Raw genomic sequence first — 26,590 nt, forward strand, 5'->3', positions numbered from 1 at the left:
CACGTTGACCAGTCAACGCGCTGACCGGCGTGAGGTCCGGAGGCAGGCAACGAGTCCGCGACACTAACCGCTGCGCCCCTTCATGCTGCGCCCCGTCATCAGGCGAGCAGGAAGAGGCGACAGCGATGGTGTGGGACGGCATTCCGTGGTTTGTCGAAGGGACGCAGGCGAGCGAGGAGACGGTGCGGCTCCTGGCGGAGGTCGCCGCGAGCGGCGGAGAGGGCATCGTCGGGCCTGCTGACCTTCAGGTGCGGGCGCTCGCGATGCCGGGGCCCGCGGTGACGGTCGGCGCCGGCGCGATGGTGGCGCGCCGGAGGGCGTCCGGTCCGGGGCGGCAGTCGTACGCCGCCCGCAATCCCACGTTGGACCAGGTGGAGATCGCGCCGACCGGCGTGGACGGGCCCCGCTCCGATCTGGTGATCGCCCGGATCGAGGACCCGTACGGCGGGGAGGTGTGGCCGGCGCCCGCCGACCCGGCGATCGGCCCGTACGTGTGGACCCGGGTGATCTCCAGCGTCCCGCCCGGTACCCGCAGCATCGCCGACATCGACCCGGGGTCGACGGCGATCACCCTGGCCCGGGTCGACCTCCCGGCGAAGACGTCGGCGGTGACCGCGGCGATGATCACGGACTTGCGGCAGATGGCGCAACCCCGCATCCGCACCGAGCGCGCTTACCTCCATTCCGCGTGGCCCACCCCCGACGACCTCGGGCTGCTGCCCGACGTCTGGGAGGAGTTCCCGCTCGGCGCCCGCTGGGAGATCGGTGTGCCCGACTGGGCCACCCACGTGAATGTGCACGCGTCGATGACTGGGCTGCTGCACCCCAACTCCGCGGAGGCCCGCGGCCTGATCCGGGTCACCCATGGCGCCCAGCTCGGTACCGGTCTGCCTTTCCGGATCAACTCGCCCGCGCGCGTCACCCTCCTGAGCGGCCACAACTTCGTGGTGCCGCCCGCGGAGCGCGGTACCCGGGCGGCGGTGTCCGTGCAGGCGACCACGGCGGCCGGGACGACCGGCCTGCTCCAGGCCGACACCGGGACCGCCCTGTCGCTGGAGGTCACCTACTCGCAGGCCCCGGTGGGTGCCTGATGGGCTGGCGGTACATCGCTGAGCGGGTCATCACCGGCGACATCCTCGACTGGGACGTCCCCCTGGTCCCTGACGGCCCGCCGAAACGCGAACTGTCCGGGCCCGGCGGGCTGACCGCGACGATCACTCCCGAGTACCTGCGGCTGAACACCGCGCCGGACGGGATGCCGGTCCTTGCTGAGTGGTCGACGGCCCTCTACGCCGAGTACGAGGGCCGTATCCGCTGGGGCGGGCTCATCACCCACATCAAGTACCAGGGCCAGGCCCTGAAGCTCACCGTCGCCGGGTTCAGCAGCTACCCGCACGGGCTCCCCTACCTCGGCTCCAGCATCCAGTCCGGGATGCTCATCCCGCAGAAGTACGCGTACGAGGGCCGCGACAAGAACAACGACGGGTATGTGGACGGGAGTAAGCCGAAGAGGAAAATGCCGCCCAGGCCGAAGGACAAGGTGGGGCCGCGCCTCGACGCTTTCGACGTGGTGCGCACCATCTGGGCGCACGTCCAGGACTACACGCACGGGAATCTGCGGATGGTCGTGGACCGGCACGACGCCGGCTACGCCATGGGCGCCCCGTCCGGCAAGGACCCGTACGAGTTGCGGTGGTGGGACTACCCGGACTGCGGACAGGCCATCGACAACGTCATGCAGCAGGCCGGCGCCGACTACGCGGAGTGGCACGGCTGGGACGGCAACCGCGAACGTATCAACCACCGCCTCCTCCTGGGCCGCAAACGGCTCGGCAGGAGCCGGCCCGACCTGCGCTTCGCGCAGGGGGAGAACATCGTGGAGCTCGCCTCCCCGCAGGGCATGGGCGAGCGGTTCGCCAACGAGATTTACATGGTGGGCGCCGGATCGGGCCGTACGACGCCCACGGTGCGCACCGCCTCCAGGGACAAGCGGCTGCGTCGCGCCCGGGTCATTCCCCGCAAGACGACGACGTCGCGGATGCAGCTCCTGATATGGGGGCAGGCCGAGCAGCGCCGCAATGCGCAGATGCTGACCATTCCCTCCATCGCGGTCCGCGACCACGCCAACGCCCGGCTCGGCTCCTGGGACCTGGGGGACCTGATTCTCGTGCAGGTCGACGTGCCGTGGGTCGGCGAGATCCAGGTGTGGCACCGGATCGTCGCCGAGGAGATCGACCCCGTCGCCGGGAGCGCGATCTTGACCCTCACCCGCGCCGACCAGTTCTAGGAGACCCCTGTGTCCAGCAGTTTCGGTCTCGACGACCGTGAGTCCGCCCGTGAGTTCGCCAAGCTGTTCGCCGAGTTCGAGGCACGCCTGCGCGCGCTGGAGATGAACAACCAGCTCAACGGCGCCTCCCTCGAAGGCGGCACCCTGGAGGTGTACGACGACGACGGCAATCTGCGCACGTCGATCGGCACCCAGTACGACGGCACGGTCGGCATCGTCCACCGCAACGCGCCGCCGCCGCCGACCCCGACGGACCCGGTCGTCGCCCCGGTCCTCGCCGGTCTCCTGGTGACGTGGGACGGCCGGTGGGCGGACGCCGACAGCGGCCCCCTGGATCTCGTCCGCGTCCAGGTCCACCTGGGTGCGACCGCCGACTTCACGCCGTCGTCGGCGACGGTCGCGGCGACCATCAGCAACCCGGCCGGGGCCACCGTCACGATCGCCACCGTCGGGTACGCCACCCAATACGTGCGGCTCGTCGCCGTGAACGTGGCGGAGGTGACCGGCACGCCGTCCGCCGCGGTGGCCGGCACACCGAGAATGGTCGACGGCCCCGACCTGTCCGCCCTGCTGGACCTGGCGGTGTGGCTCAAGGACGCCTCCGTCGCGGGCACGAAGATCGTCGCGGGGACGATCGGGGCGAACCTGCTGGCGGCGAACGCGGTCGTTGCGGGCAAGATCGACGCCGGGGCCGTGCGCGCGCGGGAGATCGCTGCCGGCGCCATCGAGGCGAACCACATCCAGGCCGGGACCATCGACGCCACCCACATCAAGGCCGGTGCGATCACCGGCCGGGAGATCAAGGCCCTCTCGGTCGTCTCCGACCAGCTCGCCGCGGGCTCGGTGACCGCGGGAAAAATCGCGGCGGGCGCCGTCAACGCCACCCACCTGTCGGTGGCTTCGGTGCAACCGGAGCAGATAGCCGTCGGCCAGGGCAACAACGTCATCCCCGACCCCAGCTTCGAGTCCGCCGCCGCGGCGAACCTCGTCGCCGCGGCGGGCGCCCCCTGGTCTCTGGCCCCCGGCCACCGTGTCGGGGTGGGCGTGCAGGTCGAGTGCACCGCGGTCAAGCCCTCCTACTTCCAGCTCCCGCTCACTCGGGCGCCCATCCTGCCGGGCACCCAGTTCGTGCTGGGCGTCGACATCCTCACCAGCGCCGACCTCGTCGCCGAGGCGGTGAAGATCCTGGTGCGCTGGGAGGACAGCCACGGCGCGGTCCTGGGATACGGGGCCGCGGAGACCTCTACCCCGCTCGCCCGGCAGTGGCAGCGCATCACCAGCCAGGTCATCGCCCCCCAGGGCGCCACCCAGGCCGCCCTGTTCGTGGAGGTCAGCGCCGCGGTCGCCGGTTGGGTGGTCTTCGACAACAGCGAGTGCCACCCCATCTTCGGGCGCGTCACCGGCGGCGCGCACGCGGAGGTCGGCCCCAACGGGCTGCGCCTGTACGACGAGACCGGCGCAGAGGCCGTCTCCCTGGTCACCGGCACCCCGCAGTACCTCACCCTGCGCAACGCGGGGAGGTCGGTGGCGAGCATCGACACCGACGGCGCCGCAGGTTTCACCGACCTCGCGGTCGCCGGGACCCTCCTGGTGGGCGGTGAGCCCGTCGGTGCGCTGCTGGGCAACCCCCCGCGCGGCATCGTGGCGGTGGACTACATCGCCACCCCCCGCACCAGCACGGGCCCCGAGATGGGCTACGTCGAGCTCGCCTTCGAGCCGGAGCCGGACCGCATGTACCGGCTGGTCCTGGAGTGCATGGCCGACCCGACCGCGGCCGGGCCCGACCTTTTCCTGAAGTTCCGCAACGGCGGGGCCGCCTCGCCGACCATCAGCTCCCCGCTGCTGTACGAGAAGGTCACCCACCTGTCGTCGTCGGGCTGGCAGACGGTCCGCATGGAGACCCTGAAGTACGGCCGCGATTTCGTGCCCGGCGGCGTCGCCAATCACATCCTGGTCACCTTCGCCGTAAGCGGGGGGAGCGTGACCCTGTCGGGCGACAACAACCGGCTGGGCGTCTTCTACATCGAGGACGTCGGGGCCGCGGTGCCGGAGACCGGCGGCTACAACGACGGCGGCGGAAGCGCGGCGCGGCCGGTGCGCACGTACACCAAGACATACCCGGCCTCCTGGTCCGCGTCGTACGCGGGCCGCTCCGGCTACAACGCCTACTACCGGGCCCAGGCGATGCAGGGGTTCTACAGCGCGGCCAACGGGGTGCAGGCCTCGCTCATCGGCTTCCCCGCCTCGCTCTCCGCCGACCTCGCCGGCGCGAAGGTCGAAAAAGCGGAGGTCTACCTCTACTTCGATCACTGGTACTACTCGGCAGGCGGGACGGCGGTCATCAAGACCCATGCCCACGCCACCCGGCCCGCGCGGTTCTCCGCCGACGCGGCAGGCAAGTCCGTCTCCTGGAAACGCAATGAGGGCAAATGGGTTGATATCACCAGCATGTTCGACCCCGCGCGGTGGCGCGGTATCGCCCTGGACCCCAACTCGACCAACCGCCTGTACTACGGCAGCGCCCGCGGCGCCACCGAGACCTATCCGCCGCGGCTCCGCGTCCGCTACACCAAGTAGGAAACCCTGATGCCCACGTACGGAGACCTCCTCACCAACGGCTCGTTCACCAGCGGCACCGCCGGCTGGTGGGCGGGCAACCCCGCCATGGTCACCCTCGCCGCTGACCCGGCCGCCGGGGGGATCGCGACCGCCAGCACCGACGCCCTGAACCTGTACGACGCGGTTTTCGGCCAGGACGGCATCACCCTGCGCGCGGGCGCCGCCTACACCCTCAGCTTCACCGCCCGCGCCTCCCGCGCCGGCGTCACGATGCGTGTTGCCGTCGGCCTCGGACAGGAGCCGTGGACGCCCGCCGAGGAGCGCATCATCACCCTCGGCACCGTCGACACGAACTTCGTGATGCCGTTCACCTCGACGCTGACCACCCCCACCGGACAGTTGACCTTCCAGATCGGCCAGGAGTCGTCGGTGACCGTCACCCTGACCGAGGTCCGGCTGACAACGTGCACCGTCCGCGAAGGTTTCTACACCGACCCCGACAGCAACGCCGCGAAGTGGCTGCGGGCCAACCGCACCGACCCGCGGGCACCGATGATCGAGCGGTCCCTGGTCAACCAGCCCGGCGCGCACTGGTTCGGCGACTGGAATCCGATCGCCAGCGTCGAGGCCGAGGTCCGGGCCTACGTCACCGCGGCCACCAACGCCGGACAGCTCCCGATCATCGTCGCGTACGCGATGTACCTCCGCGACAACAACGGTGAGAGCTCGGGCGGCATGAAGACGGCCGCGCTGTACCGGTCCTGGATCAACGCGTTCGCTGCGGGCGTCGGGGACCGGCCCGCGTTGATCGTGGTCGAGCCCGACTCGCTCGCGCAGGCCGAGTACCTGCCCCCGGCGAACCGGCCCGAGCGGTACGAACTGGTCACGCACGCCGCCCAGGCCCTGGCCGCCTGCCCGCTCGCCCGCGTCTACCTCGACGGCGGCAACGCGACCTGGCTCCAACCCACCGAAATGGCCGCCCGTCTCCAGAGAGCGGGCATCGCGAGCGTCAAGGGCTTCGCCATCGCCGTCGCCAACTTCGACGCCAGCGACATCTCGTGCGCCTACGGGCAGCAGGTCGTCCAGGAGCTCACCCGCCTCGGCATCCCCGGCGCCCGGTTCGTCGTGGACACCAGCCGCAACGGGAACGGGGCGATGGACGACGTCGGACAGCACGTCGGATACTGCAACCCGGCCGGGCGCCGCCTCGGGGCCCCCTCCTCCATCGGGGCGGGCGGTGCCGAGTACCTGCTGTGGATCAAGGTGCCGGGAGACTCGGACGGGAAATGCGGCGTCGGCCCGGACATCAAGGCCGGCGACTTCAGCCCCTACCTCGCCCAGCGCCTCATCGAGGGCTGGTAACCCCGCCCCACCACCCCCTCCCCCTGATCTCCTTGGAGACCCCCGATGACCAACCTGTCCCTGCGCGACATCCACGACGCACTGATCAGCAGCACCGCCTTCGCCGACCGCGTCCACGTCGCCTACCTCCTGGTGGCCCGCGAAGTCCTCGCCGAGCCCGCGACCACCCACGGCAACCCGCTGCGGGTCGCCGTCGCGCGAGCCACCCTCAACTCCGGCGACGGAACCAGCCCGAGCTCCGCCCCGAACCCGCGGGTCGCCACCGTCGCGACCGACCCCGACGTCCTCGCCGCCGCCGCCACCGGCCACACCTCTTCCGACCCGGCGGGCGCGGAGCGCTCTGTCACCGACGAGGACCTCATGGCCGCCGTCCGCGCCGCGTGGGACATCGCTGCGAACGTGACACCGCCGACTGCCTGATCTCCCGACAGCCACCGTTGAGCACGCGACGGTAGCGCCGGCGTCGTGCACCGTGTGCACCTGCGGGGAGCCGTGGCCCGAACCCACGAACGGGCCCGGCTCCCGCGCACCCCTATCCGGATCGACTGAGGGAGCACCAGTGGATGGTCTCGTCTCGCTGGCTCCCGTGATCGCCCCGCTGCTCGGGATGATCGGTGCGCTGGGCGGCGCCTGGATGATGTACCGCCAGGCCAAGAAGAAGAACGAGAACGACGCCGCAGCAGCAGGAGCCCAGCAGTTCATCGGCTCCGTCACCGCCGTCACGGAGGGTTTCTCCGGGCTGCTGGAGCAACAGCGCGCCGTCAACGCACAGACCCTGGAGCGGGTCGTCACCCTGGAAGCTCGCCAGATCGACCTGGAACGCAAGGTGGAGGCGCTTCAGGAAGAACAGCGGATGTGGCGCCGCTGGAAAGCGGCGGCGGTCGGTTACATCCAGGACCTCCGCCACGCCCTGGCCGTAGCGGCAGGCCGCCCTGCCCCCGAGCCCCCGCAGGAAATCGCGGCCGACGTTCTTGGCCCGGATCACCCCTGACCGGCCATTACTCGAGGGCGCGACACAAGCCTGCCCGCTCCTGCACAGTCCCCCCGTCTCACCATCAACAGACGGGATTTCCCATGTCTTCCACCGTGCAGCTCCTCACCACCGGCGCCGGAGTCGGCGCCCTCCTGCCGCTGCTCACCGCCATCGTGCAGCGCCCGCACTGGTCGGCCCAGCAGAAGCAGTACGTGGCCGTGGCCGCCGCGGTCATCGCCGGCGTCGTCACCGTGGCGTCCGTCGGCGGCTGGCATCAGTTCCAGTACGGCAAGCTCACCGCGGCGACGTTCCTCGCGGTCCTGGCCGCGGCCCAGACGTCGTACGACCTTCTGTGGAAGCCGACCACCCTGGCCCCGCTGATCGAGGCCGTGACGACCCGCAAGCGGGCGTAGCAGGCCGGATGGTGTCCGCCCTGCCGACCGGCCGGTGACCGGCGGGTACCATCAGCAGCGAGGTGGCCGTACTGCTGCCGCGAAAACGCGTTTGAGACTCCAGTCAAGGTCCATATGGGCTTGGTTACGCACCGCTCGAAAGAGCAGGGTGTTCCTCTCCGCCCGTGGTACGACCTTGGCCACATGGTGTCGACCAACCGGGTGCGTGTAGAGCATTCGGGGCCGGGGAGCGGTTGCTCCTGCGAGGATCCGGCACACGCTGTTCGCGACCGTGCGGTCACCTCACCCTGTTTCAGCAGGCGATGACAGAGGCCCGGGAGCACGGGCCCCACCCGAAGCGGAGGAACGTACGCAGATGGCCGATGCCCAGCAGGTCGCAGCCGAGGCTCAGCGTCTGACCACGATGGGGGACGACGCGTTCCTTGGCACGGTCGTCGAGTACGTCATGGGCGGTGTCGACAGGCGGGCCCCGCGGGACGTACAGGGCGAAGCCCTTCGTTCGCCGCAGCTTGCCCCGCGCACACTTGATGCCCTCGAGCTGGCTCTGCAGCGGTCGAAGTTCTTCAACCCCCTGCGAGAGGGGGAGAGCAAGCGGGAGCAGAAGGCGCGCATCGCACCGTGGCGTACGAGGATCACAGCCGCCATGGGCCCGATCCAGGACGTCGTCGACGACCTGGCGCACGAGCACGCAAAGGAGCTGGCGGCCCTCTGGGACGACGCGTTCACCGACCGCTGGACAGCCTTCATCCTCGGGGAACCCGTACCCGAGCCGACGTCACCGCGGGTCGAGGCCCTCGCATTTCGTTCACACAGAGTAGCCAAAAGGGCGGCGGATCTCTGCCGCCTGATGCTCGAGGAACCGACTCAGTTCATGCCCGCACCGGTGGCTGGCGAGAGCCGCACCGCACGGGAGCATCGAATCGAGGGCTTCCGTCTGAGGGTGGAGGCTGAGGCCCGGTTCCTGCGGTACGCCGTCCAGTACGCGGAGGCGCGCCACGGCCGGATGCCGAACGAGGCGAACCACCGGCTCCAGGCGCTCAAGCTCCTCGGCAAGGCGCACCCCGAGGAGCTGCTCCAGCTCCTTCGTGAAGTTCGCGGCGAGAGCCGCGCGGCCTCTCAGGAGGCGCGCCGGGACCGCCGCGACGAACGGCGCGCGGCCCGGCCCGGCGCGCGGTAGAGCGCGCTTCCGACGAACCCGCCTCTCCCCCAGGGCGCGCCTGATGGCGCGCCCTTCGTCGTGTCCGGGCGCGGGTGGTTCCGCGCCGCGCGCGCGGGGACGGCGCGGCCTTCCGCGCGCGGCCGGCCGATCGGCGCGCGTACGCGCGGTTGTCCGCGCGCCCGCCGAGCAGCTCCCAGCGCGCGTTCAGGCGCGCCGGTCCAGGGGCGCGCGATCCGGCCGGGGACCGCGCGCGCCGAGTCGCGCCACGGCCGGGCGCGTGGCGCGCCCCCCTGAACATGCAGGTCATAGGCGCGCGCCAGGGCGCGCCTGCGGGGGCGCGCCTGCCCTTGGTGGGATCGGCGCGGGCGCGCGGCGCGGCCGATCCAGGCGCGCGCGTGCTCTGGCTGGGCGCGGCGCGCGGCGCGGTCAATGACGCGCGCCCACCCGGTGAGCGTGCCCTGAGCGCGCGCGGCAAGGCGCGCCCGGGCTCGGCGCGCGGCGCGGTTGATCGGGGCGCGCGCCCTTAAGGCGCGCCTTCGCGCGCGCGGTCCCGGCGCGCTTGCCGACGGCGCGGGCGCGCCAGGAACGCGCGGCGGAGCGGCGCGCGGACACCGCGGCGCGCGTGTGGAGGAGGGGAGGCGCGCGGCGCGCCTTGTCGGGTGAGGTGACGAAGAGGGGAAGCCGCGCCGCGGTGGGCGCGCCCGATCAAGTCGGGCGCGCCCACCTCACGTCACCTCAGCCCGGCGGGCGCGCCCGCGAAGTACGGAGCCAGCTTCTGCGCGATCTGCGGGTCCACCTTCGGAGCCTGCCGGTAGATGGTGGCGAGCTCCGCGTGCCCCTCCTGTTCGAGCTGGGCGATGAGCGCGGAGCGGTGCGCCAGAAGGAAGTCCCGGAGCACGGTCATCTGGGGGTCGCCCTCCTGAGAGATCGGCCCGAGATGCTCACCCATAGTCATCATCCTGATCCGCGCCTGAACGTCTGCCTCGGCGATCAGAGCCTTCATCGCGATGGCTTCGTTCCTGGTCTGCCGGGTGGGCCGGGGCACGGCCACAGACGGCGAGGCGGGTACGTCCTGCGGTTCCTCGGCCGCGCTGGTCTCCTCCGGGGACTCGTCGAGCGGCGGTTCCTCGGCCTCCGGGTCCGGCGGCGGCGGGGGACCTTCATCCGCGGCCGACTCCGGCTCGCGGTGCTCCTGGTGCTCGTCGGCGGAAGCCGGTTCAGCCTGGCCCGGCGACGGTGTGCTCGGGGTGGAAGGCGCCCCTTCCCCCTGCTGGCCCGTACCGTCTTGCTGTCCGGCTTCGCCGTTCTGCCGCTTCCACTCGGCGCGCCCCTTGGCGTACTCGATGGAGCCGGTGATCAACTCGTCGGCGCTCATCTGGCCCCGCCGCGTGTGGGTGGGGATCTGCCGGAGGAATCGACTCCCCCACTCCTCGCGGATGCCCTTCAGACGCGCCTCGGGGTCCGTCTCGTCGCAGAGCGCCTCCCGGATCAGTTCCACCGCCTCGTCCCCGGTCAGCTTCGGCCGCTCGTCGCCCTGTGGGGGTGCGGGCGCCTGCCTCTGCCCACCCTGCTGCGGGGGCTGCTGCTGTTCCTGTGCCTGCTGCTGCTCGTCCAGATACGCCTCCGGCCGAGTCTCGACAACCTGACGCGCGACGGCGGCCTCCTGAAAGCCGAGACGGCGCAGAAGGGCGTCGACGCTGAAGTTCTCGAACCGTTCGCTCTGTCCGGGCGTGACGTCCCAGTGCAGTGTGCGGACGCCGGTCAGGTACGCCTCTCCCAGGGCGTGCAGCTCGACGATGGCATCAACGGACGCGGCGAGGTTCTTCTCCGCCTTGATCTTGCGGGTCTTGTCCCGGGTCGGCTTGTCGTTCTCGAACGCGGTGACGACTTCCTGGCGGGCAAGCAGGAGCGTCGGGCCGGAGTGCCGCCGCAGGTGCCACAGGATCGCACCCCACCGGTCCTTCGCCCGGTTCCACAAGTCGGGGTCCACGGTGACGGGCAGGTCGGGGTTCGGGCCGCGCCGGCGGTTCTCCTGCGCCTTCCTCTCGGCACGCCACCGGGCGTACAGGGCCTGTTCGTCGCTGAGCATGTCCCACAGCACGGAGACGTTGTCGACCACGATCATGTTCCGCTTGCCCTCCACGGCAGGCGGCTGCGCGACGGCCCAGCGGACGGCGTCGAGGATGTCCTGGTAGGTGCCCTCGTGCTCAACGATCTCGTAGTTGGTCCCGGGGAGGCGGCCGTAGTAGTCGGCGGTGCCCTCCGATCCGCCGATCTCGATCCAGTAGGTCATGCCGATCAGCTCGGAACGGGTGCCCTCGGCCGCCGCGCGGCTCTTGCCCGACTTCTCCGGCCCGGCGAGGAGGATCATCGGCGGGTTGGGCAGGCCGGTCGGCTTCCGGGATCTGCGCGCGCGCTGAGGCGCAGTGATACCAGGCATTGGGTGTTCCCTCACTTCGTGGTTCCCCGGGTGCTCTCCCGCGGAGGATGCAACGGCGGAGGCCTTAACCTCTCACCGTTGGCATCGGCTTACTATTCTACCCGCTCAGGGGGGTAGCTCAATGCCTGTTCAGCAGATCAGCGACGGGAGTTGCAAGCTCCGGGTCCTGGTCCTCGCGGTGCCGGACATACCAGGCGTCGAGGTCCTCGAACCCCTCGGCCGCGGCCACCATCTGCCCCTCCGGCATGGCCTCCCACCCGGCGACGTCTTCCGCGTACTCCCGCGCCACGGTGCCCGGGTCGCGCCGGCCGAGCGCCTCGGTGATCTCTTCCCACGACGTTCCGCCCAGCGCCTCGGCAAGGACGAGCGTGTCGACAAGCTGGGTGGCCATCTGCCGGAGCCGTCGGGCGTTCTGGAGACGTTCCGCCGGGTTGATCGCTGCGGCTGTGCTGGCGACCGACTGCCGGGCGAGGTCGGACAGGTCGCGTGCGGCGCGGGCTGTGGTGATCCGGGCCAGGATCTCCGGTGTCATGTGGAAGGGTCCGATCATGCAGGCGGCGGGCGCCCCAGGTCGGGGGCCCGCCGCTTCGGTACGGGTAGGGGCAGGATGCCTTACGGGCTGACTGCCGTCATCGGGTGGGCGAACGCGGTGAAGACCTGGTCGATGGTCGCCCTCGGCGGCAGGTCGATGCCTCGCTCGGCCGCGTACGTCTTGATCAGGCGCGAGCGGACCTTGCGCCCGTTGCCCTCGCTCTGATTCAGAACCAGGGCGATCTCCTTGCCGGTCAGGGGGCCGTCAGGGTCGAACACCTCCCGGTGCCCGTTGTCGAGGACGCCCTTGATGATCTCGTAGAGATCGTCCTCGGTGCTCCAGGGCGGGATGATCCGCTGCCCCTTCGGCTGCGGCTGCTGCTGCGGCGGCACGGTCGCCGTGACCGGGCGCGGCTTGCTGACCGTCGCCGGTACCGCGGGCGTGGGAGCCGGGGCCGTGGCGGGTGCTGGCGCGGGGACCGCGGACTGGGGCGCTGCGGCCGGAGCCGGAAGCATCTTCTGCTCCTCGACAGGCTGGGCCGAAGGCAGGGCGAAGATCCCCGCGGGCTCGATGCCGGCCGCGGCGAGTCCGGCCGCGGCTGTCTCCCGCAGCGGTACGCCGGTACGGGCGAGCCGGAGCGGCATCAGGGACTCGACGGGCGCCTTCCTGCTCCAGGCCCGACCGAACCGGCCGCGGAGCTTGGCCTCGTAGACGAGTCGTTCCCGCTCGAGCTGGAGGGCCTGGTCGTACGAGCTCAGCTCCCACAGCTTCATACGGCGAAAGAGCAGGAAGGTGGGCAACGGCGAGAGGACCCAGCGGGCCCACCGGATCTTGTCCATGCGGCGGCGGCGCCCGGTGGCCGCGCCGATCCGGACGGCGTAGGTGTGCGCGGCGATCTCGGAGACGGCCACCCACAGCAGGGACATGGAGCCGTGCGCGATCTTGGACCACAGGCCCACGCCGGCCGACACGTTCAGCGCGCAGGTGATCAGGCTGAGCATCCACGGGACGATCCGCGCCCACCAGAGCGGCATGTCCATACGGATGAGGAGGAGGTACGCGCCGGTGAACACGGGGATGGCGGAGTCGATGGCCGTGGGCAGTACCCACGGGTCGTCGAACCCCCACTCCGCGGCCTTCGCCGACACGGCATCGAACGAGGCGTAGAAGCCGAGGCCGCCGACTCCGGCTCCGCCCAGGGCGACCATCTTGGCCCCGTTGCGCTCCCATCGGCTGAGCGGCGGGACGCCGGAGTCGTCGGGCGCCTGTGTCCCGGCGTCCTCGCAGGTACGGGTGAACGGCAGTTTCAAGACACCTGTCCTCTCTCGTTGTGGTCACCCGGTCGGCTTATGCTCATGGCCTTCCGAGTCGACCAAACGATATAGCGTCCCTCGCCGTCGTGCTGTAGCCGACGCTCACGCCCCATCAGCAGCAGTCGTATGCCGCGGCGTTCAGGGGGTGGTCACCAGTCGAGCGGCTTCACCGGCTTCCGCCGGTCCGGGCCCACGATCTTCGCCAGATGTGCCGAGGACTCGAGCCGGGACAGCAGCCGCTCCCCCAGGATGTCGACCACGCCCATCACCGGGCTCCCCGGCTGCCTGCGGCTGCGCAGGTTCGTGGTGTACGCCGTGGGCCGTCCGGCCGAGATGCGGGCGTCGATCAGGTCGATGGTCTCCCTTCGCGCGAACTCGGTGGCGGTGACGTCCATCTCGCCGCACAGCTCATCGAGGACGAGCGCGTCGCACTCGACGAACATCTTCCGGACCTCCCACGCCTTCATGTTGCGCGGGGCCGAGTCGGGGCGACGCCACGTCAGGTACGTCGCATGCTTCACGTACAGGGCATAAAGCCCCCTGTCGGCCGCCTCATTGCCGAACGCGCACGCGCTGGCGGACTTCCCGCTCCCGATGGGGCCCGGCATGAGCATGTTGAGAACGGACGGCCTGGCGCCCTCCTTCTTCGCCTGTACCAGGGAATCGAGCCACCTCTCCAGAGTCCTCGGGTGCTGGTTGTCATCGAGATCAGAGAAGCGGAAGCGCAGGTACTCATCCTGAGCGGCGTCGATGATGCTGTTGCGCCACATGTTCTTTCGCGCGCGGGCCTGCGGCACTGACACGTCCTCCCAGAGTCCGTCTTGTGGTTTGGGCTGGGGCGGGACCCCGAGTTTCGAGATGTCCGCGCCGTTGTTCTGCAGCACCTTGACGATGTGCGCGCTCAGATCGGCGAAGGCGTTCATGCCGCGCGCCGGGCCGGTCGCCGTAATGTCCGACATCGGGCTCCTTACGGTCGTGCGATGACGCCGAACTGGGCGTCGTCATCGGGGCTGGTGCTGCCGGGGGTGGTATCCGCAGCGCCCGGCGGGGTGCTCGTCTGCTCGCCCCAGGTGGCCGCGTCGCTGTACGGGACCCGCCCGTTGGGCTGGGCGGGGGGGATGTGGTTCGAGGCGACGCCGAGGGCGGTCTGCCACTGCTGGGCGCTGGGCAGGTGCTTGCGCGCGTGCCGGAGGGCATTCTGGCACTGCCGTTGGGTGTAGCCCGCCTCAAGAGCCCTGGTCACCATGCCGCGCATGGCCAGGTAGCCGTTGTTCTTGCCGACGTATCTGCCGAAGTGCCGCTCGGCGCCGTCCCACCACCAGTCCGCGATCGCCTTGGCGGCTGCGGCCAGGGCTGCCTTCTCCTCGGCTTTCTTCTCGGCGGCGGCTGCCTTCGCTGCGTCGTCGGCGGCCTTCTGCGCTGAGGTTCGGCGGGGACGCCGGGCTCGGGCAGGTGGCTTCGGCGGGGCGGCCGGCGGCTCCGCCTCGGGCGGGTGCTCCTCCTCGGCTGCAGGCCCCTTCGGCTCGTCTTCCGGATCGGCGGGGGGCTCCTCGTTGTAGTACGGGTCAGCCTCGAAGCCGTCGCTGCCCAAGGACCCGTCGGGGTACTGCACCAGGAATGTTCCGTCCTTCTGCTCGACGACGGGGACGGCCGGGTCCCGTTTGCTGCTGAAGATTTTGTTGTCCCTCTTCCACGACTCCACGGGGTACTCCGAGATGGCCGTCCCCATGGCGTACTGGTTATCCAGGAGGCGGCGCCGCTCCAGGCGGTAGTACCCCTCGTCCGCGAGTTCACGAAGTGCGTTACGGACGGCGGTGCGCCCCTCCCGGCCCTCGCCCTTGGAGAGCTGGTCGGACCGGACCTGCCACCCTTCTTTCTGGTCGAGGAGAAAGACCAGCAGGCCCAGTGCGCGGTAGCTGAGACGGTCGTTACGGACGGTCTTCGACTCGACGTTCACGTAGTGGCGTCGGTTGACGCGGACCGCCGTGGGGCTGGACAGGCGGCTCATGCGGAGGCCTCACTCGTGGGGTTGCCGGTCAGGCGGAAGTAGGTGCGGTGCGTGCGGCCGGTCACGGCGCGGACGTAGCGCCGGCGCCGCTCGGCCATGCCCGCGTCCCGCAGTTCCTTGAGGGCGTGGCGTATCTGGTGGGAGTTCAGCCCGAGGCCGGTGCAGATATCTGCGACCTCGACCCACTCGCCGTCGACGTGGAGGGCGAGCTGGAAGAGGGCGCGGTGCGCCCGGTCGGAGAGGCTCGGGCGCTCGGTCGTGGTGGTGCTCATGCTGGTGGCCCCTGGGGAGAGGGGCCCGGCCGAGGAGGGCCGGGCCCATGCGGTCGACGTCACGCGTTCGCGTTGGGCTGTGCCTTGGGCAGCAGCTCGGGCGTCTCCCGCAGCAGGTCGTCGAGTTCACCGCGCCGGAGGGCGGCCATCAGTACGGCCTTGCCTATCGGCTGCTTCTTGAACGTTTTCCAGGTCCAGGTGACGGTGCCGGTCGGCTTGCCCCCCGGCACGAACTTGAGCCCCGGGATGACCTCGCCGGACCGCGAGTCGAAGATGGTGCCCGTCTCCGGGTCGCGCTGGGCGTGTGCGAGGACAGCCTTCTCGAACGACGGCTTCCGGACGATGTGGACGTCGTACTCGCCCTTCTCCTCCGCGTAGGCGTCGAACTGCTTCTCGTCGTCGATCTCGAACCGGTCCCGCGTGGTGTTGACCTTGTAGTGGCCAATCTCCTCACCGCCGATCTCGACGGCGAGGTTCGACTGCCTGCGCTTCAGGAACTCCGCGATGAGGGGTTCCCTCGGGGTGTTCACCTTCGGCTCGATAACGGCCTTCTGGTGTTCGGTCATGGCGCGGGCGACTGCCCCGATGAGCCCGAGCGCGGTCAGGGGCAGCGTGGGGGTTTCCTCGCCGTCCTGGGCGTTGTCGGTGACGTCGTTCGACATCGGTGTTCCTCTCTTCCCCGGACGCTGCGGCCCAGGGTTTGGGTCCTCCCGGGCGGGGTGTCTCGGGGGCGTCACCATGAGGTACGTCGCCGGCCGATTTTTGTTACACCTAGGCCCAGGTAGCTGGGTTGCTCTCCCCAACCGATCCGAATAGTACACCCAGGGAAACGCCCTGTCTGGACGCGACGCTAACGGCGCGTCCCCCTACGTTCTTTGCGGCTCTGCGGGTTCGGTGACGTCACCGACATCGGCAGGGCCCCGGCTCCGCCTCATCCGGAAAGAGGGCGGGGCCGGACCGGCGGCGGGCGAGGGACGGCCATGACGGCATGCCCTGCTTGCGAGGCGGGGTGCTGCGGTAGAAGTCCGCAGGCTCGCAGCCCTCGCCCGCCGCCGGACACCGACGCATGGGAGAGGACCGCACCAGCCGTGACCGAGACGATCGTCAAGCCACCGCGTTTCACCGCCTACGTGCCGCTCACCAACCTGGCGCCGGCAGACCGCAATCCGAAACGCCATGAGCTCGAGCTCATGATCGCGTCCATCGACATGCACGGCCTGGTGGAGATCCCCGTCGTCGACGAACGCACCCAGAAGACCCTCCACGGTCACGGCCGCCGCGAGTCCCTGATCGAGATGCAGGCCCGCGGAATGCGCGCGCCGGGCGGCATCGTCATCGACGAGGACGGAGGCTGGCTCGTCCCCGTGCTGCGCGGCTGGTCATCGAGGAGCAACGCCGAGGCCGAGGCCCTGGCGATCAAGCTGAACCGTCTTCCCGGCGAGGGCGGATGGGACCCGCGCGCGTTCGCCGAGGTCCTTGAGGACCTGGCCACGAACGAGCAGGAGCTGTTCGACTCCCTGGCCATTCGCGCCGACGAGATGGACAAGCTGTTCAGCCAGGTCGACCCCGAGATCCTGCCCGGCGGCGGCCGGGAGGACGAGACCCCTCTGCCCCACCTGCCCGACGACGCAGAACGCGGCAACGAACTCAGCCCCGACGACGAGGGCCGCGCCCCGCACACGACGTGCCCCGCCTGCGGGCACCTGTTCACCCCCAGCCGCTGACCGCCTTCTGAGGAACACTCATGTCCACCCGACGCAAGGCACGCCGGCCCCAGAGCCAGGGCGGTCGCCCACGCCTGCTCTCCGAAGAGGTCGAGGCGCGCCTCGTGGGCGCCTCGCGCACGGGCGTTGCCGTCGAGCTGGCCGCCGACATGGCCGGAGTCTCCCGCTCCAGCTTCCTGGCGTGGATGGCCCGCGGCCGCGCCGAGGTCGAATCCCGCGATGCAGGCGCCGACCCGGACCCGGCCGAGGAGGAGTACGCGGCCCTGTACGAGAAGGTCCGCACCGCCCGCGCCACCGCGGCCGCGCGCGCCATGATGAACATCCGCAGGGTTGCCGATGGAGGCATCGTCACCAAGGTCACCACCCGGAAGTACCGCGATTCCGTGACCGGCGAGATCGTCGAGGAGACGGTGGAGGACCGCACCTCGCCCGACTGGCGGGCCGATGCGTGGTACCTGGAGAGACAGCACCGCGAGCACTACGGCAAGGACGCGATCGTCGCGGTCGAGATCAACGGCCTGGGCGACATCCCCACCGGCCAAGACGACGCTGTTGACCTGTCGGCGCTCGCCGAACGCCTGGACCGCACCCTGTTCGCGGTCGAGTACCCGCCGGAGCTCGAGGACGGCAGCGTCGTCGACGCCGAGGTCGTCGAGTAGGCCGCGAGCCAGCACGCGACGTTAACCGGTCGCGCCCTGCACGGTGCCCTCCCCTGATCATCAACAGCGGAGGGCACCACCCCCATGACCAAGATCATCTCCCGTGCCGCGTGGGGCGCGAAGGCATGGAGCGGCACTCCCGCCTCCGTGCCGCTGGACCGGCGCACTGAGTTCTTCGTGCACTACGACGGCGCCACGCGCATCACCCGCACCGGCTACGCCATCATGCGCGCCATCGAGGCCGGACACCTGGGCCAGGGCTGGTCCGGCGTCGGCTACAACTTCGTCATCGACCAGGCCGGCAACATCTACGAGGGCCGAGGATGGGGCCTGCAGGGCGCCCACTGCCCCGACCACAACGTGAGCGGCATCGGCGTCCAGATCGCCGTCGGCGGCGACCAGGAGCCGAGCGACAAGGCCCTGGCGGCGTGCCGCGCCCTGTACGAGGAGGCGTGCAGGAAGACCGGTCGCACTCTGGCCAAGCGCGGCCACCGTGACGGCTTCGCGACCGCCTGTCCCGGCACCAAGCTGTACGCCTGGGTGAAGGCGGGCATGCCTGCGGGCGACTACCAGGAGCCCCCGAACCCGGGCGGGTCTCTCCCCGGCTCCGGCTCCGAGGTGGCCCGCTACAAGGTCACCATCAACGGTCTGGAGTACGGCTACGGCGCCCGCGGTGACCACGTCAGCAGGGTCGGCCAGGCCCTGGTGAAGGCGGGGTTCGGCAAGCACTACACCAGCGGCCCCGGCCCGACCTGGACGGACGCTGACACCCTGAACTACCGGGACTTCCAGAAGTCCCTCGGCCACAGCGGCGCCGCGGCCGACGGCGTTCCCGGCGAGGCCTCGCTCAAGAAGCTGCTCGGCAGCCTGCCGGGCAAGGTGACGGCCAAGCCTGCCCCGCCGTTCCCGGGGGCCGACATGTTCGGCCCGGGCAAGAGCAACGCCTCCATCGCCCTCCTCGGCCAGCAGCTCGTGCGGAAGGGCTACGGCAAGCACTACACGCAGGGCCCGGGCAAGAGGTGGTCGGACGCGGACCGCCAGAACGTTCGCGATTTCCAGCTCGCGCACAAGGAGCTCGCAGGCGACCCGGACGGCATCCCCGGCCCGCAGACCTGGAAGATCCTCTTCTCCTGACCCGCCCCGCCGGCCAGCACCCCGCGGGCCGGCCCCAACCTGAAAGGCCCTGTCCGTGGCAGGCGAGACCGTCATCACCGTCGTCGGCAATCTGGTCGACGACCCCGAACTCCGCTTCACCCCCTCTGGCGCCGCGGTGACCAAGTTCCGTATCGCTTCGACTCCCCGCACCTTCGACCGGCAGACCAACGAGTGGAAGGACGGCGAGAGCCTGTTCCTGACCTGCGCCGTGTGGCGGCAGGCGGCGGAGAACGCCGCTGAGTCCCTCCAGCGGGGCATGCGCGTCATCGTCCAAGGGCGCCTCAAGCAGCGGTCCTACGAAGACCGTGAGGGCGTGAAGCGCACGGTCTACGAGCTGGAGGTCGAGGAGGTGGGGGCCAGCCTCAAGAACGCCACGGCCAAGGTCACCAAGACCGGCGGCGGCGCGCAACGGCCGGTCGCCGGGGCGCAGAGCCGTCCCGTGGCCGATGACCCGTGGGCGGCGCCGGGCGGGGGCGAGCCGCCGTTCTGACCTCCTGCGTGCCCAAGGGGCCCCGGACCGACGTCCGGGGCCCCTTCGGGTTGTTCAGGCCGTGCCCACTGTCCAGGCCGAGTTCACAATTAGCAGGTCGTCGGGTTCCTCGGCCGGGTCCTGTCCCGGCGGCTGGGCCCCTTCCGCGGGCTTCTCCACCGGGTCCGGTACCTCCCCGGAGGGTTCCTCCACCGGCGGGGGCGGCGTCTCCTCCACCGGCGGGGGCGGCGTCTCCTCGACCGGTGGCGGTGGCGGATCGACCGGCGGCGGCGGTTCCACGGGGGGCTCGGGCTTCTCGACCGGCGGCGGTGGCGGTTCCACCGGCGGCGGCTGGGGCGGATCGACGGGAGGCGGCGGTGGCGGTTCCACGGGGGGCCTGGGCTTCTCCCCGACCGGCGGCGGGTCGACGGTGGCAGGCTGCTTCGTCGGCGGCGTGGTGGGCGGCAAGTCGACGGTGACAGGCGGCTTGGTATCCGCAGGCGGCGACGTCGGCGGCGGCCCAGGGTTGGTCCCTGGCCCGGTCCCGATTGCGCCCGCGGGCACCGGGGGCGGGCCGATACCCGCGGCGAGCGCGACGATGTCGTCACTGTCGTGCTGGACGTACTCGGGCAGGGTCTCCAGGCCCAGTACGAGCCGGGCCGCGATCATCACAGGAGCGTCGGTCGCCGCCTCCGCGGGGCGGGCGATGATCTGGGTCACCTCTCGGTTGTCGAACCCGAGCGTTCCCAGGGTGAGCGCGGCCAGCCGGGGCGGCAGAGGGATCAAGCCGCCCATCGCAACCGGGGCAGCCGACTTGTGGCGGGCTGCTTCCTCCAGAAGGCGTGCGTACTCGCCGATCCGGTCGGGGTCGGTGCCCCACAGGACGTACCGATCGTTGACCTTCATGTTCGGGTACAGCTCGCGGGAGCCGTCCTGGCGTGCCCAGGTCTCGGCGTATCTGGCGTCGTAGAAGATGCGCAGGCCGATGCGTTCGCTGCCGTACGAGAACGTGAAGATGGTGCTGTCCGGGCCGGTGGCGGCTTTGGTGGCCATCACCATGCCGTCGGAGTCGGTGCACTCCGCTTCGAGGGCGCTGATCGGGGCGCACTCGATGCTGCTGGACCCGGAGAAGAACTCGAACTTCGGGTCGGTGAACGGGATCTTCGCCGGCCCGGCGCCGCCGTTGTCCGGGCCGGGCTTCACGTCCGGCGCGCTGGCTTTGGCCTGGGTGGGCGCGGGGTCGGCGATGTCGCTGTACCGGCCGAGAGCCCAGCTCGCGGCGAGCGCGGGAAGAAGTGCGGCGACGAGGGCCGCCTTCCGGTTCCGGCGGCGCCTGCGCGAACTCAGGAAGACGTTGTCGTCTGCGGGCCCGGCCGGTGTGCGCTCCACGCTCGGCGGCGTGGGGTTGTTCAGGCCGAGCAGGTCGTCGAAGTCGCGGAACTCCGGGCACTGCTCACGGATCATCCGCTCTGCGGCTTCGAGGGTGATGCCCGGCAGCACGTTGCGCACGTTGGCCACCGCCCGGCTGAACGTCTGGCCCGAGCCCATGAACAGCGTGCGGACGCCGTTGATGTTGTAGAGCGCGGCGTCCGCCGGGAAGTTCCCTACGACGATGTCGAGCTTTTCGGTGGGGCTGCTCAACTCTGGTGGTCCTTCGCCCTGCGCGCCAGTATCTCGGCCATCGCCTGGGCGGTCTCCTCCAGGCGCTCGGGGGTGATCTCTTCGAGGTCGGAGACGACGAGCTGGCCTCCGCCGGGAAGTGCGACTTCGGTGCGGTGGAGCTCCATCTCCTGCAGGCCGTCGTCGGTGCCGGCGTCCTCCCGGCTCTCCAGCGGGTTCAAGGTCCGCTGGAACACCGCCATCATCGCGTCGTGCGTCTGCTGGATGCGGGCCGGGTTGCGGGTGTGGCCGGGCGCCAGAGCGCCCGCGGCCGCCAGCGAGAGCCGCGTGTCGTTGTCGTGGGGAATGGGGCCGCCCTTGAGTGCACGCTCGAGGCGCTCGGCTGCCTTGTCAGCGCGTCGCAACATGGGGCGCCCTCTCCTGTGTGGCCTGGACCCGAACACCGACAACGTTTCCTCTGCCGACTGCGATGGTGAGGAGCTCCTCCACCAGGTCGGCGGAGCAGTTTCCCTGCGGAAGTATCTTGGCGAGACGGCGCAAAGACCGTGACTGCAGAGCGCGTACCGCTGCTTCAGTCTTGCCCATGATCTGTGCAGTATGCGTGGGACTGCACCCGTCGAAGAAGCGCAGCCGCAGGCAGGTGCGTTGATCGGGTTTCAGGGCGTTCATCTGCGCAGCGATGGCTTCGGCGAGCTGCCGTCGTTCGACCTGCTGGGCCACGGACAGGCCCGGGCGCGGCCGGTCGAGCTGCAGGTGATCGGCCTCCAGGACCTCGGTGGGCCGGCGCTGCTCTTTGCGCAGGTGGTCGACGGCCGTGTTCCGGGTGATGGTCATCAGCCAGCCCATGAGGTTCGTCCCGGGCCGGTAACGCCCCACGTTCTGTGCCACTTTGATCCAGACCTCTTGCGCGAGGTCCTCGGAGATGTGCGGGTCGCGGACGTACTGCCGGACCCAGTTGTGCACGGTTGAGTGCAGACGGGTGTAGAGCTCGCTCATTGCCGCGGGGGCGTCGGTGCCCCCGGCGGCTGCACGTGCGATGAGCTGGTCGATGGATGCTGCGGTGTCCCTCACGGCGTGATGTCCCCCCATGTGCCGGCTGGGCGCCCAACGTGCGGTTCGGAAAGCTCAGAACACCCAACCGGGTACAGGAGGATCGTCTTCCGCTACGGCGCGAAGGAAGCATAACCGGCCGCGTTCGAACGACCCTCGCACGTTTGACCGATGGATCATTTCCCTTGGCTTACTGTAATCTGCCGACCGCAGGCGGGCGCTGGGAGAGCAACTCGGCGGGCGCCGGACCCGAAGTGAAGGAGCACCCGTGATGACCTTGCCCGCACCCGCGCCCCCGGCCGCCGCACCGGCCGACGTCTACGCGGCCCTGATGCGCTTCCCCTATGAGCGGTGGATCGCGGCGCCGGACGCGGCCGCGCATGTGGAGCACGTGGGCCTGTCCCGTGACACGTTGCGGCTGGTGATCCGTACGGGCCGGCGCCGTGGCCTGCTGCGTACGAGACGTGAGCCCGACCGGCTCGGATTCTCCGTGATGCGCATCGCCGAGACCCCCCGCCGGGAGGACGCCAGCACCTGACTGATCTTCTGGATAACGGACGTGGGCACCCCTCCCTCCTTGCCAGCCGCGCCACGAGGCGCACGGCCCGGCGCGCGAAAAGCACCTGGGAGAGGGGGGTGCCCACGTCCGTTATCCAGAACTGTCCGGGTGGGTAGTAGCGTGGCATATCCCGACCGCCCCACGTGGGTAGGAGCCACCCGTGTCCGACTCGTTCGCCAAGACGTCCGGCCTGCTGATCGAACAGATTCGTACCGCCCGCGCCCGAGGCGACGAGGACACCGCGCGCTCGGCGCTCGGAGAGCTGCTTGCCCGGTACGTACAACTCGGCAGGCGCGAGCTGGGCACGATCGAGGAGCAGAACGGCTACATCGTCCCCCGGCACCTGGGCTACCTCCCCCAGGTGCTGCAGGAGCTGGGCGTCACGCCGGACGACCTGCCGGAACCGCCCGGCCGCCGGCGCCCCGCTCCCCCGCCCCCGGCGGCCGGACCCACGGCCGCGGACGCGGCACGTATCGCTGAGCACTTCGCCCACCTCGGCGGCCCCGACAGCCAGGAGCCGCAGGAGCGCTTTGACGTGGCGTACCGGCCGCAGGACAACGTGGTCATCTGCGGACGCCTCCAGCCCTTCGCCGTTGTCGACACCGAGGAACACCACCTGCCGGTGTCCTGGTACGACAGCCGCGACGCGGCCGAGACGATCGCCGGAGTGGCCAACCGCATGCGCCGCCCGGCCTGACCGCCCGGCGGCCCGCCCGCCCCGGGGGAACTCCCCGGGGCGGGCGGGCCGTTCCTGGCCACGGTCACCGCGCCTGCTGCGGCTCGGTGTGCTCGCCGGAAGGGACGTCACCGTTCTTCCGCGCCAGGGCTCGGCGGACTTCCGCCGCCCGCTCACGGGCGTACGCGTCGCGGCACATGAAGCAGCCCAGGCCCGCCACGAAGGCCTGCTCGTGGATGTCGCACACGTTCATCTCCACGACGCTGGGGTCCTTGCCGCACCCCGGGCACCAGCACCCCGGCTTCACGTACCGGGCGCACGGCTCGCACCGGTCGTAGCCCGCGCACTTCGCGCACTGGTCCCCGTCGATGAACACCGGGTCCCCGCAGCCGCTGCACTCGCGAAAGACGCGCGAACGGCGCTCCAGGAGCTCCGGCCCCCCATCGGCGGTGTAGAGGTCCTCGACGCCGCGCCCGTACGACGCCGACGGCCCGTCCATGCGCTGCTCAGGCACGCCGCCATGCTGGGTGGTGAGCATTGACGGGTGCAACGGCGTGCGCGCCAGGGCTCGCAGGCGACCGCGGATGACCCCGCCGACCGATCGGGTCTCCGGCGGCAGCGGACGCGACAGCACCTGACGGAGCACGGACCGCTTCACGCCGAGATCCAAAAAGCTCTGGACGAAACGCCCCTGGTCTGCGAGCACTTGCCCGGTCAGCAGCATTTCGCGGTTGAAGGCGGCCAGTTCCTGGAGGAACTCCACGCCCTCGGATGCCTCGACGACGACCGGGGCTGCAGGTGCCTTGTCCTCCTCCGCCGCTGCCCGCTTTTCCGTCCCTCCTTCCGTGGGCGACGGGGAACCTACGGAGGGAGGGAGGGTTCCATGGGGTTTCTCTGAGGGTTCACTGCGGGTTAGGGGCTCATCCTGAACCGGGGTCGGGCTCATGTTGAACCCACCCTGGGCCCAAGTTGAGCCGGGGTCGGGCTCATCTTGAGCCATCAGCAGGTCAGCATGGGTTTCGGGGTCGGGCTCATCTTGAGCCATCAGCAGGTCAGGGGCCTTTTCGGGAGCCTCCTCGGGGGCCTCCTGGGCTGTGGGCTCCTGGGGCTTGCGGGGCTTCTTCTTCGGCTTCTGCGGCAGCGGCGTGTCTTCTTCGTCGCCGTCGTCGAAGGTGAGCGCCTCCATCAGGTTGTCGTCGTACTCGCGGGGGGGCCGGCGCATCGACGCGAGCAGAGGGAGGTTCACGCGGGTGAGGTTGGAGATCGGGTCGCCGGTACGCGGGTTGACCCGCCGGACGGACTTGATCAGCTTCTTCGCGACGAGGCGGGCCTTCACGCGCTTGACCGTGGCGATCGAGGTGCCGCAGTCGTCGGCGAGGCGAGCCTGTCCCGGGTAGCAGTAGCCGTGGTCGTCGGTCCGGTTGCAGTAGGCTCCCAGGAGCAGTTTTTCCGGGCCGTCGAGACCTCCGGCGTCCATGACCATGCCGAAGTGCTGAGCCGTCACGCCTGGGCCTCCCGGGAGCCGTCGGCGGCGCGCTTGTCGCCGCGGTGGAGACGCTCGACCGGGTCGGGTCCGAGGCGGAGGGGGGAACGGGTGGCGGTGGACGAGCTGACGTTCGCGCTTACGGCAAGACGACCGAGGGCCGTGAGGGGCCAGTCGTGGATATCCGCGTGTTCGGCACGTCTCACCAGGAGCAAACGCTCAAGAGGGGTGATACCGGTCGGCGCGTTGAATGCGGCGCCGACGTGGGTAGTGCTCATGGGAACTCTCTCTGGTGGGCAGAGAGGCAGGAACTGGGGCATCGGAACGGCACAGGCGGGCGCGGAATCGAGTGGTCGCGCCGATCTGCCTGTATGCTCGGTGCCAAGCAGTCCCTACCCCCTTTGGCGAGGACTGGGTAGGAAGTTGGGGCGTCGACCGGGCCAGGTTGGCGCCCCTTCTGCATGTCTGCCGCTACTTTCGTGGCGGCGATCACACCTTACACCTGCGTGCACTGAACTGTAGGATGGTGCGTATGACGACATCGAACACGTCGGGTGGGGCTACCCGGGAGCGCACCAGCATCACGATGGAGAAGGACCTCATGCGCCGCGCCAGGCTGGCCAGCGGGGGCAACCTCTCCGCCTACGTCGAGAAGGCCGTGCAGCAGAGCTTGCTCAACGACGCCATGGTCGAGGTCGCCCGGATCAAGGCCCAGGACCCGATGGACGACGTGTTCGAGGCCGCCGAGGCTGACGCAGAGGCTGCCGCGTGACCGACATTCTGCGGGGGGCGGTGTGGCGCGTGCCCACCGTGGGCCGGGACCGTACCGTCCTGGTGATCCAGAACAACGCCGTGATCGCGCACCACCCCGGCGGCATCACCTGCGTGCTCGTCCAGGAAGTCGAGAACGCAGTCGACACCCTGCTCACGATCCCCATCACGCAGCCGGTGCACGGCGTCATCATGGCGTCCGACATCCACCAGTTCAGGCCCGTGCGGTTCGAGCAGGGCAAGTTCATCGGCTTCGTCGGCGCCGAGGACATGGAGCGTGTGGCGCAGGCGGTACGCGCGGCTCTCGACCTGTAGGCCTTCGTCGTCGTTCGTCGCCCCCGCCGGGTCCCGGCCGGGGGCGTCGTCATGTCCCGGCGGCGACCGCGGCCCAGGTGACCCGGCCGCCGTGGTCGCCCGCGTACTGCCCCACCTCGGAAGCGATGCGGTGCACCAGGTACAGCCCCGGCTCCTCCTCGGGTGCGGGCAGCGGCCGGCCCATCTCGCCCACCGACACCGTGACGTGCGCCCCGTCGTACGCGATGCGCGCGATCAGGGCGTCGCTCGCCTGGTTCCGGGCGGTGACGTCCACCAGTTCCGCCAGTACGGCCTTCACGTTGTCGCAGGTCCTGACGAGGTCCGGGGCGCCCTGCAGCATCCTCGGCAGAGCCACGGCAGACAGCGCGACGGCGCGCTCCATGGCCTCGACGGGCGAGACCTCGGAGGCGATCACGAAGTCGACGGAGTTCTCGACATCCAGGAGGGGGGAGGAGGCATCCTCCTCCCCCGGGAAGGCTGTGCGCAGCGGCCAGTTGTGAGGTATGGCGTCGAAGATCGTCACCGGGATCCGTTCCGTCGGGGTAACACGTTATCGAATGCTCGTTCGAAGACGGGTAGCGTTATGGGGGTCAAGTTGGCGGGGCCGTGGGAGCAGTTGGGCGCCCGCAGGGGAGGCGGTGGCGAAGTGGCACGAGATGACTTTCGTGGGGTGACGTGCAGGAACGCGCGCCGAATAGGCGCACGTCTGGTAACCGCCCGTTGCCGGAGCGTGTCGTTCCGCTGCCCATCAAAGATGGTGAACAGGCCAATCGTCAAACGATCTGTTGCCG

At 70.3% G+C, this 26,590-nt stretch carries 29 protein-coding genes; 16 read left to right on the forward strand and 13 right to left on the reverse strand.

The features are described 5' to 3' along the window. Positions 1-125: 125 nt before the first annotated feature. The 8 genes from ACIP93_RS33365 to ACIP93_RS33400 all read left to right on the forward strand — a co-directional run bounded on the left by ACIP93_RS33365 (position 126) and on the right by ACIP93_RS33400 (position 8,771). Positions 126-1,091, forward strand: a complete 966-nt coding sequence (locus ACIP93_RS33365) for a hypothetical protein (RefSeq protein ID WP_401765205.1) — start codon at positions 126-128, stop codon at positions 1,089-1,091. Then, the gene (locus tag ACIP93_RS33370) at positions 1,091-2,287 is read left to right on the forward strand and encodes a hypothetical protein (protein ID WP_401765207.1); all 1,197 of its coding nucleotides are present in this window, start codon (positions 1,091-1,093) and stop codon (positions 2,285-2,287) included. Before ACIP93_RS33365 ends, ACIP93_RS33370 begins: the two co-directional genes overlap by 1 nt. Positions 2,288-2,296: 9 nt before the next feature. Then, positions 2,297-4,864 carry a hypothetical protein gene (locus ACIP93_RS33375; protein ID WP_401765210.1) on the forward strand — a complete coding sequence of 856 codons (2,568 nt, stop codon included), beginning with the start codon at positions 2,297-2,299 and terminating at the stop codon, positions 4,862-4,864. Between the two features lie 9 nt (positions 4,865-4,873). After that, positions 4,874-6,208, forward strand: coding sequence for a glycoside hydrolase family 6 protein (locus ACIP93_RS33380; RefSeq protein ID WP_401765212.1), 1,335 nt, complete (start codon positions 4,874-4,876; stop codon positions 6,206-6,208). A 45-nt stretch (positions 6,209-6,253) separates the two neighbouring features. Then, entirely contained in the window at positions 6,254-6,628 is a 375-nt protein-coding gene (locus tag ACIP93_RS33385) for a hypothetical protein (protein WP_401765215.1), read from the forward strand. A 139-nt stretch (positions 6,629-6,767) separates the two neighbouring features. Then, positions 6,768-7,199, forward strand: coding sequence for a hypothetical protein (locus tag ACIP93_RS33390; protein WP_401765217.1), 432 nt, complete (start codon positions 6,768-6,770; stop codon positions 7,197-7,199). 83 nt (positions 7,200-7,282) lie between these two features. Next, complete coding sequence (locus ACIP93_RS33395; RefSeq protein WP_401765219.1) at positions 7,283-7,594, forward strand: hypothetical protein; 312 nt, start codon at positions 7,283-7,285, stop codon at positions 7,592-7,594. A gap of 355 nt (positions 7,595-7,949) precedes the next feature. Further along, on the forward strand, positions 7,950-8,771 hold the full coding sequence (locus ACIP93_RS33400; protein WP_401765222.1) for a hypothetical protein: 822 nt from the start codon (positions 7,950-7,952) through the stop codon (positions 8,769-8,771). Positions 8,772-9,483: 712 nt separating this feature from the next. On the opposite strand, the gene ACIP93_RS33405 is transcribed toward ACIP93_RS33400, so the two are convergent. From ACIP93_RS33405 to ACIP93_RS33435, 7 genes are all read right to left on the reverse strand, one after another. Beyond that, positions 9,484-11,193 (reverse strand): hypothetical protein, encoded by a 1,710-nt coding sequence (locus ACIP93_RS33405; protein WP_401765225.1) that lies wholly within the window; start codon positions 11,191-11,193, stop codon positions 9,484-9,486. A gap of 118 nt (positions 11,194-11,311) precedes the next feature. After that, the gene (locus ACIP93_RS33410; RefSeq protein ID WP_401765227.1) at positions 11,312-11,725 is read right to left on the reverse strand and encodes a hypothetical protein; all 414 of its coding nucleotides are present in this window, start codon (positions 11,723-11,725) and stop codon (positions 11,312-11,314) included. Between the two features lie 80 nt (positions 11,726-11,805). Next, positions 11,806-13,035, reverse strand: coding sequence for a DUF2637 domain-containing protein (locus ACIP93_RS33415; protein ID WP_401765229.1), 1,230 nt, complete (start codon positions 13,033-13,035; stop codon positions 11,806-11,808). A 152-nt stretch (positions 13,036-13,187) separates the two neighbouring features. Further along, positions 13,188-13,997, reverse strand: a complete 810-nt coding sequence (locus ACIP93_RS33420; protein WP_401765230.1) for a hypothetical protein — start codon at positions 13,995-13,997, stop codon at positions 13,188-13,190. Between the two features lie 8 nt (positions 13,998-14,005). Beyond that, positions 14,006-15,046, reverse strand: a complete 1,041-nt coding sequence (locus ACIP93_RS33425) for a hypothetical protein (protein WP_401765232.1) — start codon at positions 15,044-15,046, stop codon at positions 14,006-14,008. Continuing rightward, positions 15,043-15,318 carry a hypothetical protein gene (locus ACIP93_RS33430; RefSeq protein WP_401765234.1) on the reverse strand — a complete coding sequence of 92 codons (276 nt, stop codon included), beginning with the start codon at positions 15,316-15,318 and terminating at the stop codon, positions 15,043-15,045. The genes ACIP93_RS33425 and ACIP93_RS33430 overlap by 4 nt, the downstream gene beginning before the upstream one ends. A gap of 59 nt (positions 15,319-15,377) precedes the next feature. Further along, positions 15,378-15,980, reverse strand: a complete 603-nt coding sequence (locus ACIP93_RS33435; protein WP_401765235.1) for a hypothetical protein — start codon at positions 15,978-15,980, stop codon at positions 15,378-15,380. Between the two features lie 426 nt (positions 15,981-16,406). Between ACIP93_RS33435 and ACIP93_RS33440 the strand changes: the two genes are divergently transcribed. From ACIP93_RS33440 to ACIP93_RS33455, 4 genes are all read left to right on the forward strand, one after another. Further along, positions 16,407-17,042 carry a hypothetical protein gene (locus ACIP93_RS33440; protein ID WP_401765238.1) on the forward strand — a complete coding sequence of 212 codons (636 nt, stop codon included), beginning with the start codon at positions 16,407-16,409 and terminating at the stop codon, positions 17,040-17,042. A gap of 20 nt (positions 17,043-17,062) precedes the next feature. Further along, on the forward strand, positions 17,063-17,701 hold the full coding sequence (locus tag ACIP93_RS33445) for a hypothetical protein (protein ID WP_401765241.1): 639 nt from the start codon (positions 17,063-17,065) through the stop codon (positions 17,699-17,701). Between the two features lie 84 nt (positions 17,702-17,785). Next, entirely contained in the window at positions 17,786-18,835 is a 1,050-nt protein-coding gene (locus ACIP93_RS33450) for a peptidoglycan-binding protein (RefSeq protein ID WP_401765243.1), read from the forward strand. A 55-nt stretch (positions 18,836-18,890) separates the two neighbouring features. Continuing rightward, complete coding sequence (locus ACIP93_RS33455) at positions 18,891-19,346, forward strand: single-stranded DNA-binding protein (RefSeq protein ID WP_401765245.1); 456 nt, start codon at positions 18,891-18,893, stop codon at positions 19,344-19,346. A 54-nt stretch (positions 19,347-19,400) separates the two neighbouring features. Here the strand turns inward: ACIP93_RS33455 and ACIP93_RS33460 are convergent, their stop codons facing one another. From ACIP93_RS33460 to ACIP93_RS33470, 3 genes are read right to left on the reverse strand one after another with little or no spacing between them, the layout of a single operon-like run. Then, on the reverse strand, positions 19,401-20,966 hold the full coding sequence (locus ACIP93_RS33460) for a hypothetical protein (protein ID WP_401765248.1): 1,566 nt from the start codon (positions 20,964-20,966) through the stop codon (positions 19,401-19,403). Next, the gene (locus ACIP93_RS33465; protein WP_401765250.1) at positions 20,963-21,352 is read right to left on the reverse strand and encodes a hypothetical protein; all 390 of its coding nucleotides are present in this window, start codon (positions 21,350-21,352) and stop codon (positions 20,963-20,965) included. Before ACIP93_RS33465 ends, ACIP93_RS33460 begins: the two co-directional genes overlap by 4 nt. Further along, positions 21,336-22,016 (reverse strand): RNA polymerase sigma factor, encoded by a 681-nt coding sequence (locus ACIP93_RS33470; RefSeq protein ID WP_401765253.1) that lies wholly within the window; start codon positions 22,014-22,016, stop codon positions 21,336-21,338. The genes ACIP93_RS33465 and ACIP93_RS33470 overlap by 17 nt, the downstream gene beginning before the upstream one ends. Positions 22,017-22,266: 250 nt before the next feature. On the opposite strand from ACIP93_RS33470, the gene ACIP93_RS33475 reads away from it, so the two are divergent. Together ACIP93_RS33475 and ACIP93_RS33480 are read left to right on the forward strand one after the other, a co-directional pair. Continuing rightward, the gene (locus ACIP93_RS33475; protein ID WP_401765255.1) at positions 22,267-22,533 is read left to right on the forward strand and encodes a hypothetical protein; all 267 of its coding nucleotides are present in this window, start codon (positions 22,267-22,269) and stop codon (positions 22,531-22,533) included. Positions 22,534-22,714: 181 nt separating this feature from the next. Then, the gene (locus ACIP93_RS33480) at positions 22,715-23,251 is read left to right on the forward strand and encodes a hypothetical protein (RefSeq protein ID WP_401765257.1); all 537 of its coding nucleotides are present in this window, start codon (positions 22,715-22,717) and stop codon (positions 23,249-23,251) included. 64 nt (positions 23,252-23,315) lie between these two features. Here the strand turns inward: ACIP93_RS33480 and ACIP93_RS33485 are convergent, their stop codons facing one another. Beyond that, complete coding sequence (locus ACIP93_RS33485) at positions 23,316-24,734, reverse strand: helix-turn-helix domain-containing protein (protein WP_401765260.1); 1,419 nt, start codon at positions 24,732-24,734, stop codon at positions 23,316-23,318. Then, positions 24,731-24,991, reverse strand: a complete 261-nt coding sequence (locus ACIP93_RS33490; protein WP_401765263.1) for a hypothetical protein — start codon at positions 24,989-24,991, stop codon at positions 24,731-24,733. The genes ACIP93_RS33485 and ACIP93_RS33490 overlap by 4 nt, the downstream gene beginning before the upstream one ends. 254 nt (positions 24,992-25,245) lie before the next feature. Between ACIP93_RS33490 and ACIP93_RS33495 the strand changes: the two genes are divergently transcribed. Next, positions 25,246-25,485, forward strand: coding sequence for a hypothetical protein (locus ACIP93_RS33495; RefSeq protein WP_401765265.1), 240 nt, complete (start codon positions 25,246-25,248; stop codon positions 25,483-25,485). After that, positions 25,482-25,799, forward strand: a complete 318-nt coding sequence (locus ACIP93_RS33500; RefSeq protein ID WP_401765268.1) for a type II toxin-antitoxin system PemK/MazF family toxin — start codon at positions 25,482-25,484, stop codon at positions 25,797-25,799. The genes ACIP93_RS33495 and ACIP93_RS33500 overlap by 4 nt, the downstream gene beginning before the upstream one ends. 49 nt (positions 25,800-25,848) lie before the next feature. On the opposite strand, the gene ACIP93_RS33505 is transcribed toward ACIP93_RS33500, so the two are convergent. Beyond that, positions 25,849-26,322 (reverse strand): hypothetical protein, encoded by a 474-nt coding sequence (locus ACIP93_RS33505; protein ID WP_401765270.1) that lies wholly within the window; start codon positions 26,320-26,322, stop codon positions 25,849-25,851. Positions 26,323-26,590: the final 268 nt, after the last annotated feature.

It is taken from the genome of Streptomyces sp. NPDC088745 (assembly GCF_044751045.1).
In the GTDB taxonomy this organism is placed as follows: domain Bacteria; phylum Actinomycetota; class Actinomycetes; order Streptomycetales; family Streptomycetaceae; genus Streptomyces; species Streptomyces cremeus.

Bases quoted from the DNA above. Each gene is read 5' to 3' on its own strand.
- ACIP93_RS33365 (WP_401765205.1), top strand. From the start codon at position 126: ATGGTGTGGGACGGCATTCCGTGGTTTGTCGAAGGGACGCAGGCGAGC.
- ACIP93_RS33370 (WP_401765207.1), top strand. From the start codon at position 1,091: ATGGGCTGGCGGTACATCGCTGAGCGGGTCATCACCGGCGACATCCTC.
- ACIP93_RS33380 (WP_401765212.1), top strand. From the start codon at position 4,874: ATGCCCACGTACGGAGACCTCCTCACCAACGGCTCGTTCACCAGCGGC.
- ACIP93_RS33385 (WP_401765215.1), top strand. From the start codon at position 6,254: ATGACCAACCTGTCCCTGCGCGACATCCACGACGCACTGATCAGCAGC.
- ACIP93_RS33395 (WP_401765219.1), top strand. From the start codon at position 7,283: ATGTCTTCCACCGTGCAGCTCCTCACCACCGGCGCCGGAGTCGGCGCC.
- ACIP93_RS33400 (WP_401765222.1), top strand. From the start codon at position 7,950: ATGGCCGATGCCCAGCAGGTCGCAGCCGAGGCTCAGCGTCTGACCACG.
- ACIP93_RS33405 (WP_401765225.1), bottom strand. From the start codon at position 11,193: ATGCCTGGTATCACTGCGCCTCAGCGCGCGCGCAGATCCCGGAAGCCG.
- ACIP93_RS33410 (WP_401765227.1), bottom strand. From the start codon at position 11,725: ATGACACCGGAGATCCTGGCCCGGATCACCACAGCCCGCGCCGCACGC.
- ACIP93_RS33420 (WP_401765230.1), bottom strand. From the start codon at position 13,997: ATGTCGGACATTACGGCGACCGGCCCGGCGCGCGGCATGAACGCCTTC.
- ACIP93_RS33425 (WP_401765232.1), bottom strand. From the start codon at position 15,046: ATGAGCCGCCTGTCCAGCCCCACGGCGGTCCGCGTCAACCGACGCCAC.
- ACIP93_RS33430 (WP_401765234.1), bottom strand. From the start codon at position 15,318: ATGAGCACCACCACGACCGAGCGCCCGAGCCTCTCCGACCGGGCGCAC.
- ACIP93_RS33435 (WP_401765235.1), bottom strand. From the start codon at position 15,980: ATGTCGAACGACGTCACCGACAACGCCCAGGACGGCGAGGAAACCCCC.
- ACIP93_RS33445 (WP_401765241.1), top strand. From the start codon at position 17,063: ATGTCCACCCGACGCAAGGCACGCCGGCCCCAGAGCCAGGGCGGTCGC.
- ACIP93_RS33450 (WP_401765243.1), top strand. From the start codon at position 17,786: ATGACCAAGATCATCTCCCGTGCCGCGTGGGGCGCGAAGGCATGGAGC.
- ACIP93_RS33465 (WP_401765250.1), bottom strand. From the start codon at position 21,352: ATGTTGCGACGCGCTGACAAGGCAGCCGAGCGCCTCGAGCGTGCACTC.
- ACIP93_RS33475 (WP_401765255.1), top strand. From the start codon at position 22,267: ATGACCTTGCCCGCACCCGCGCCCCCGGCCGCCGCACCGGCCGACGTC.
- ACIP93_RS33490 (WP_401765263.1), bottom strand. From the start codon at position 24,991: ATGAGCACTACCCACGTCGGCGCCGCATTCAACGCGCCGACCGGTATC.
- ACIP93_RS33495 (WP_401765265.1), top strand. From the start codon at position 25,246: ATGACGACATCGAACACGTCGGGTGGGGCTACCCGGGAGCGCACCAGC.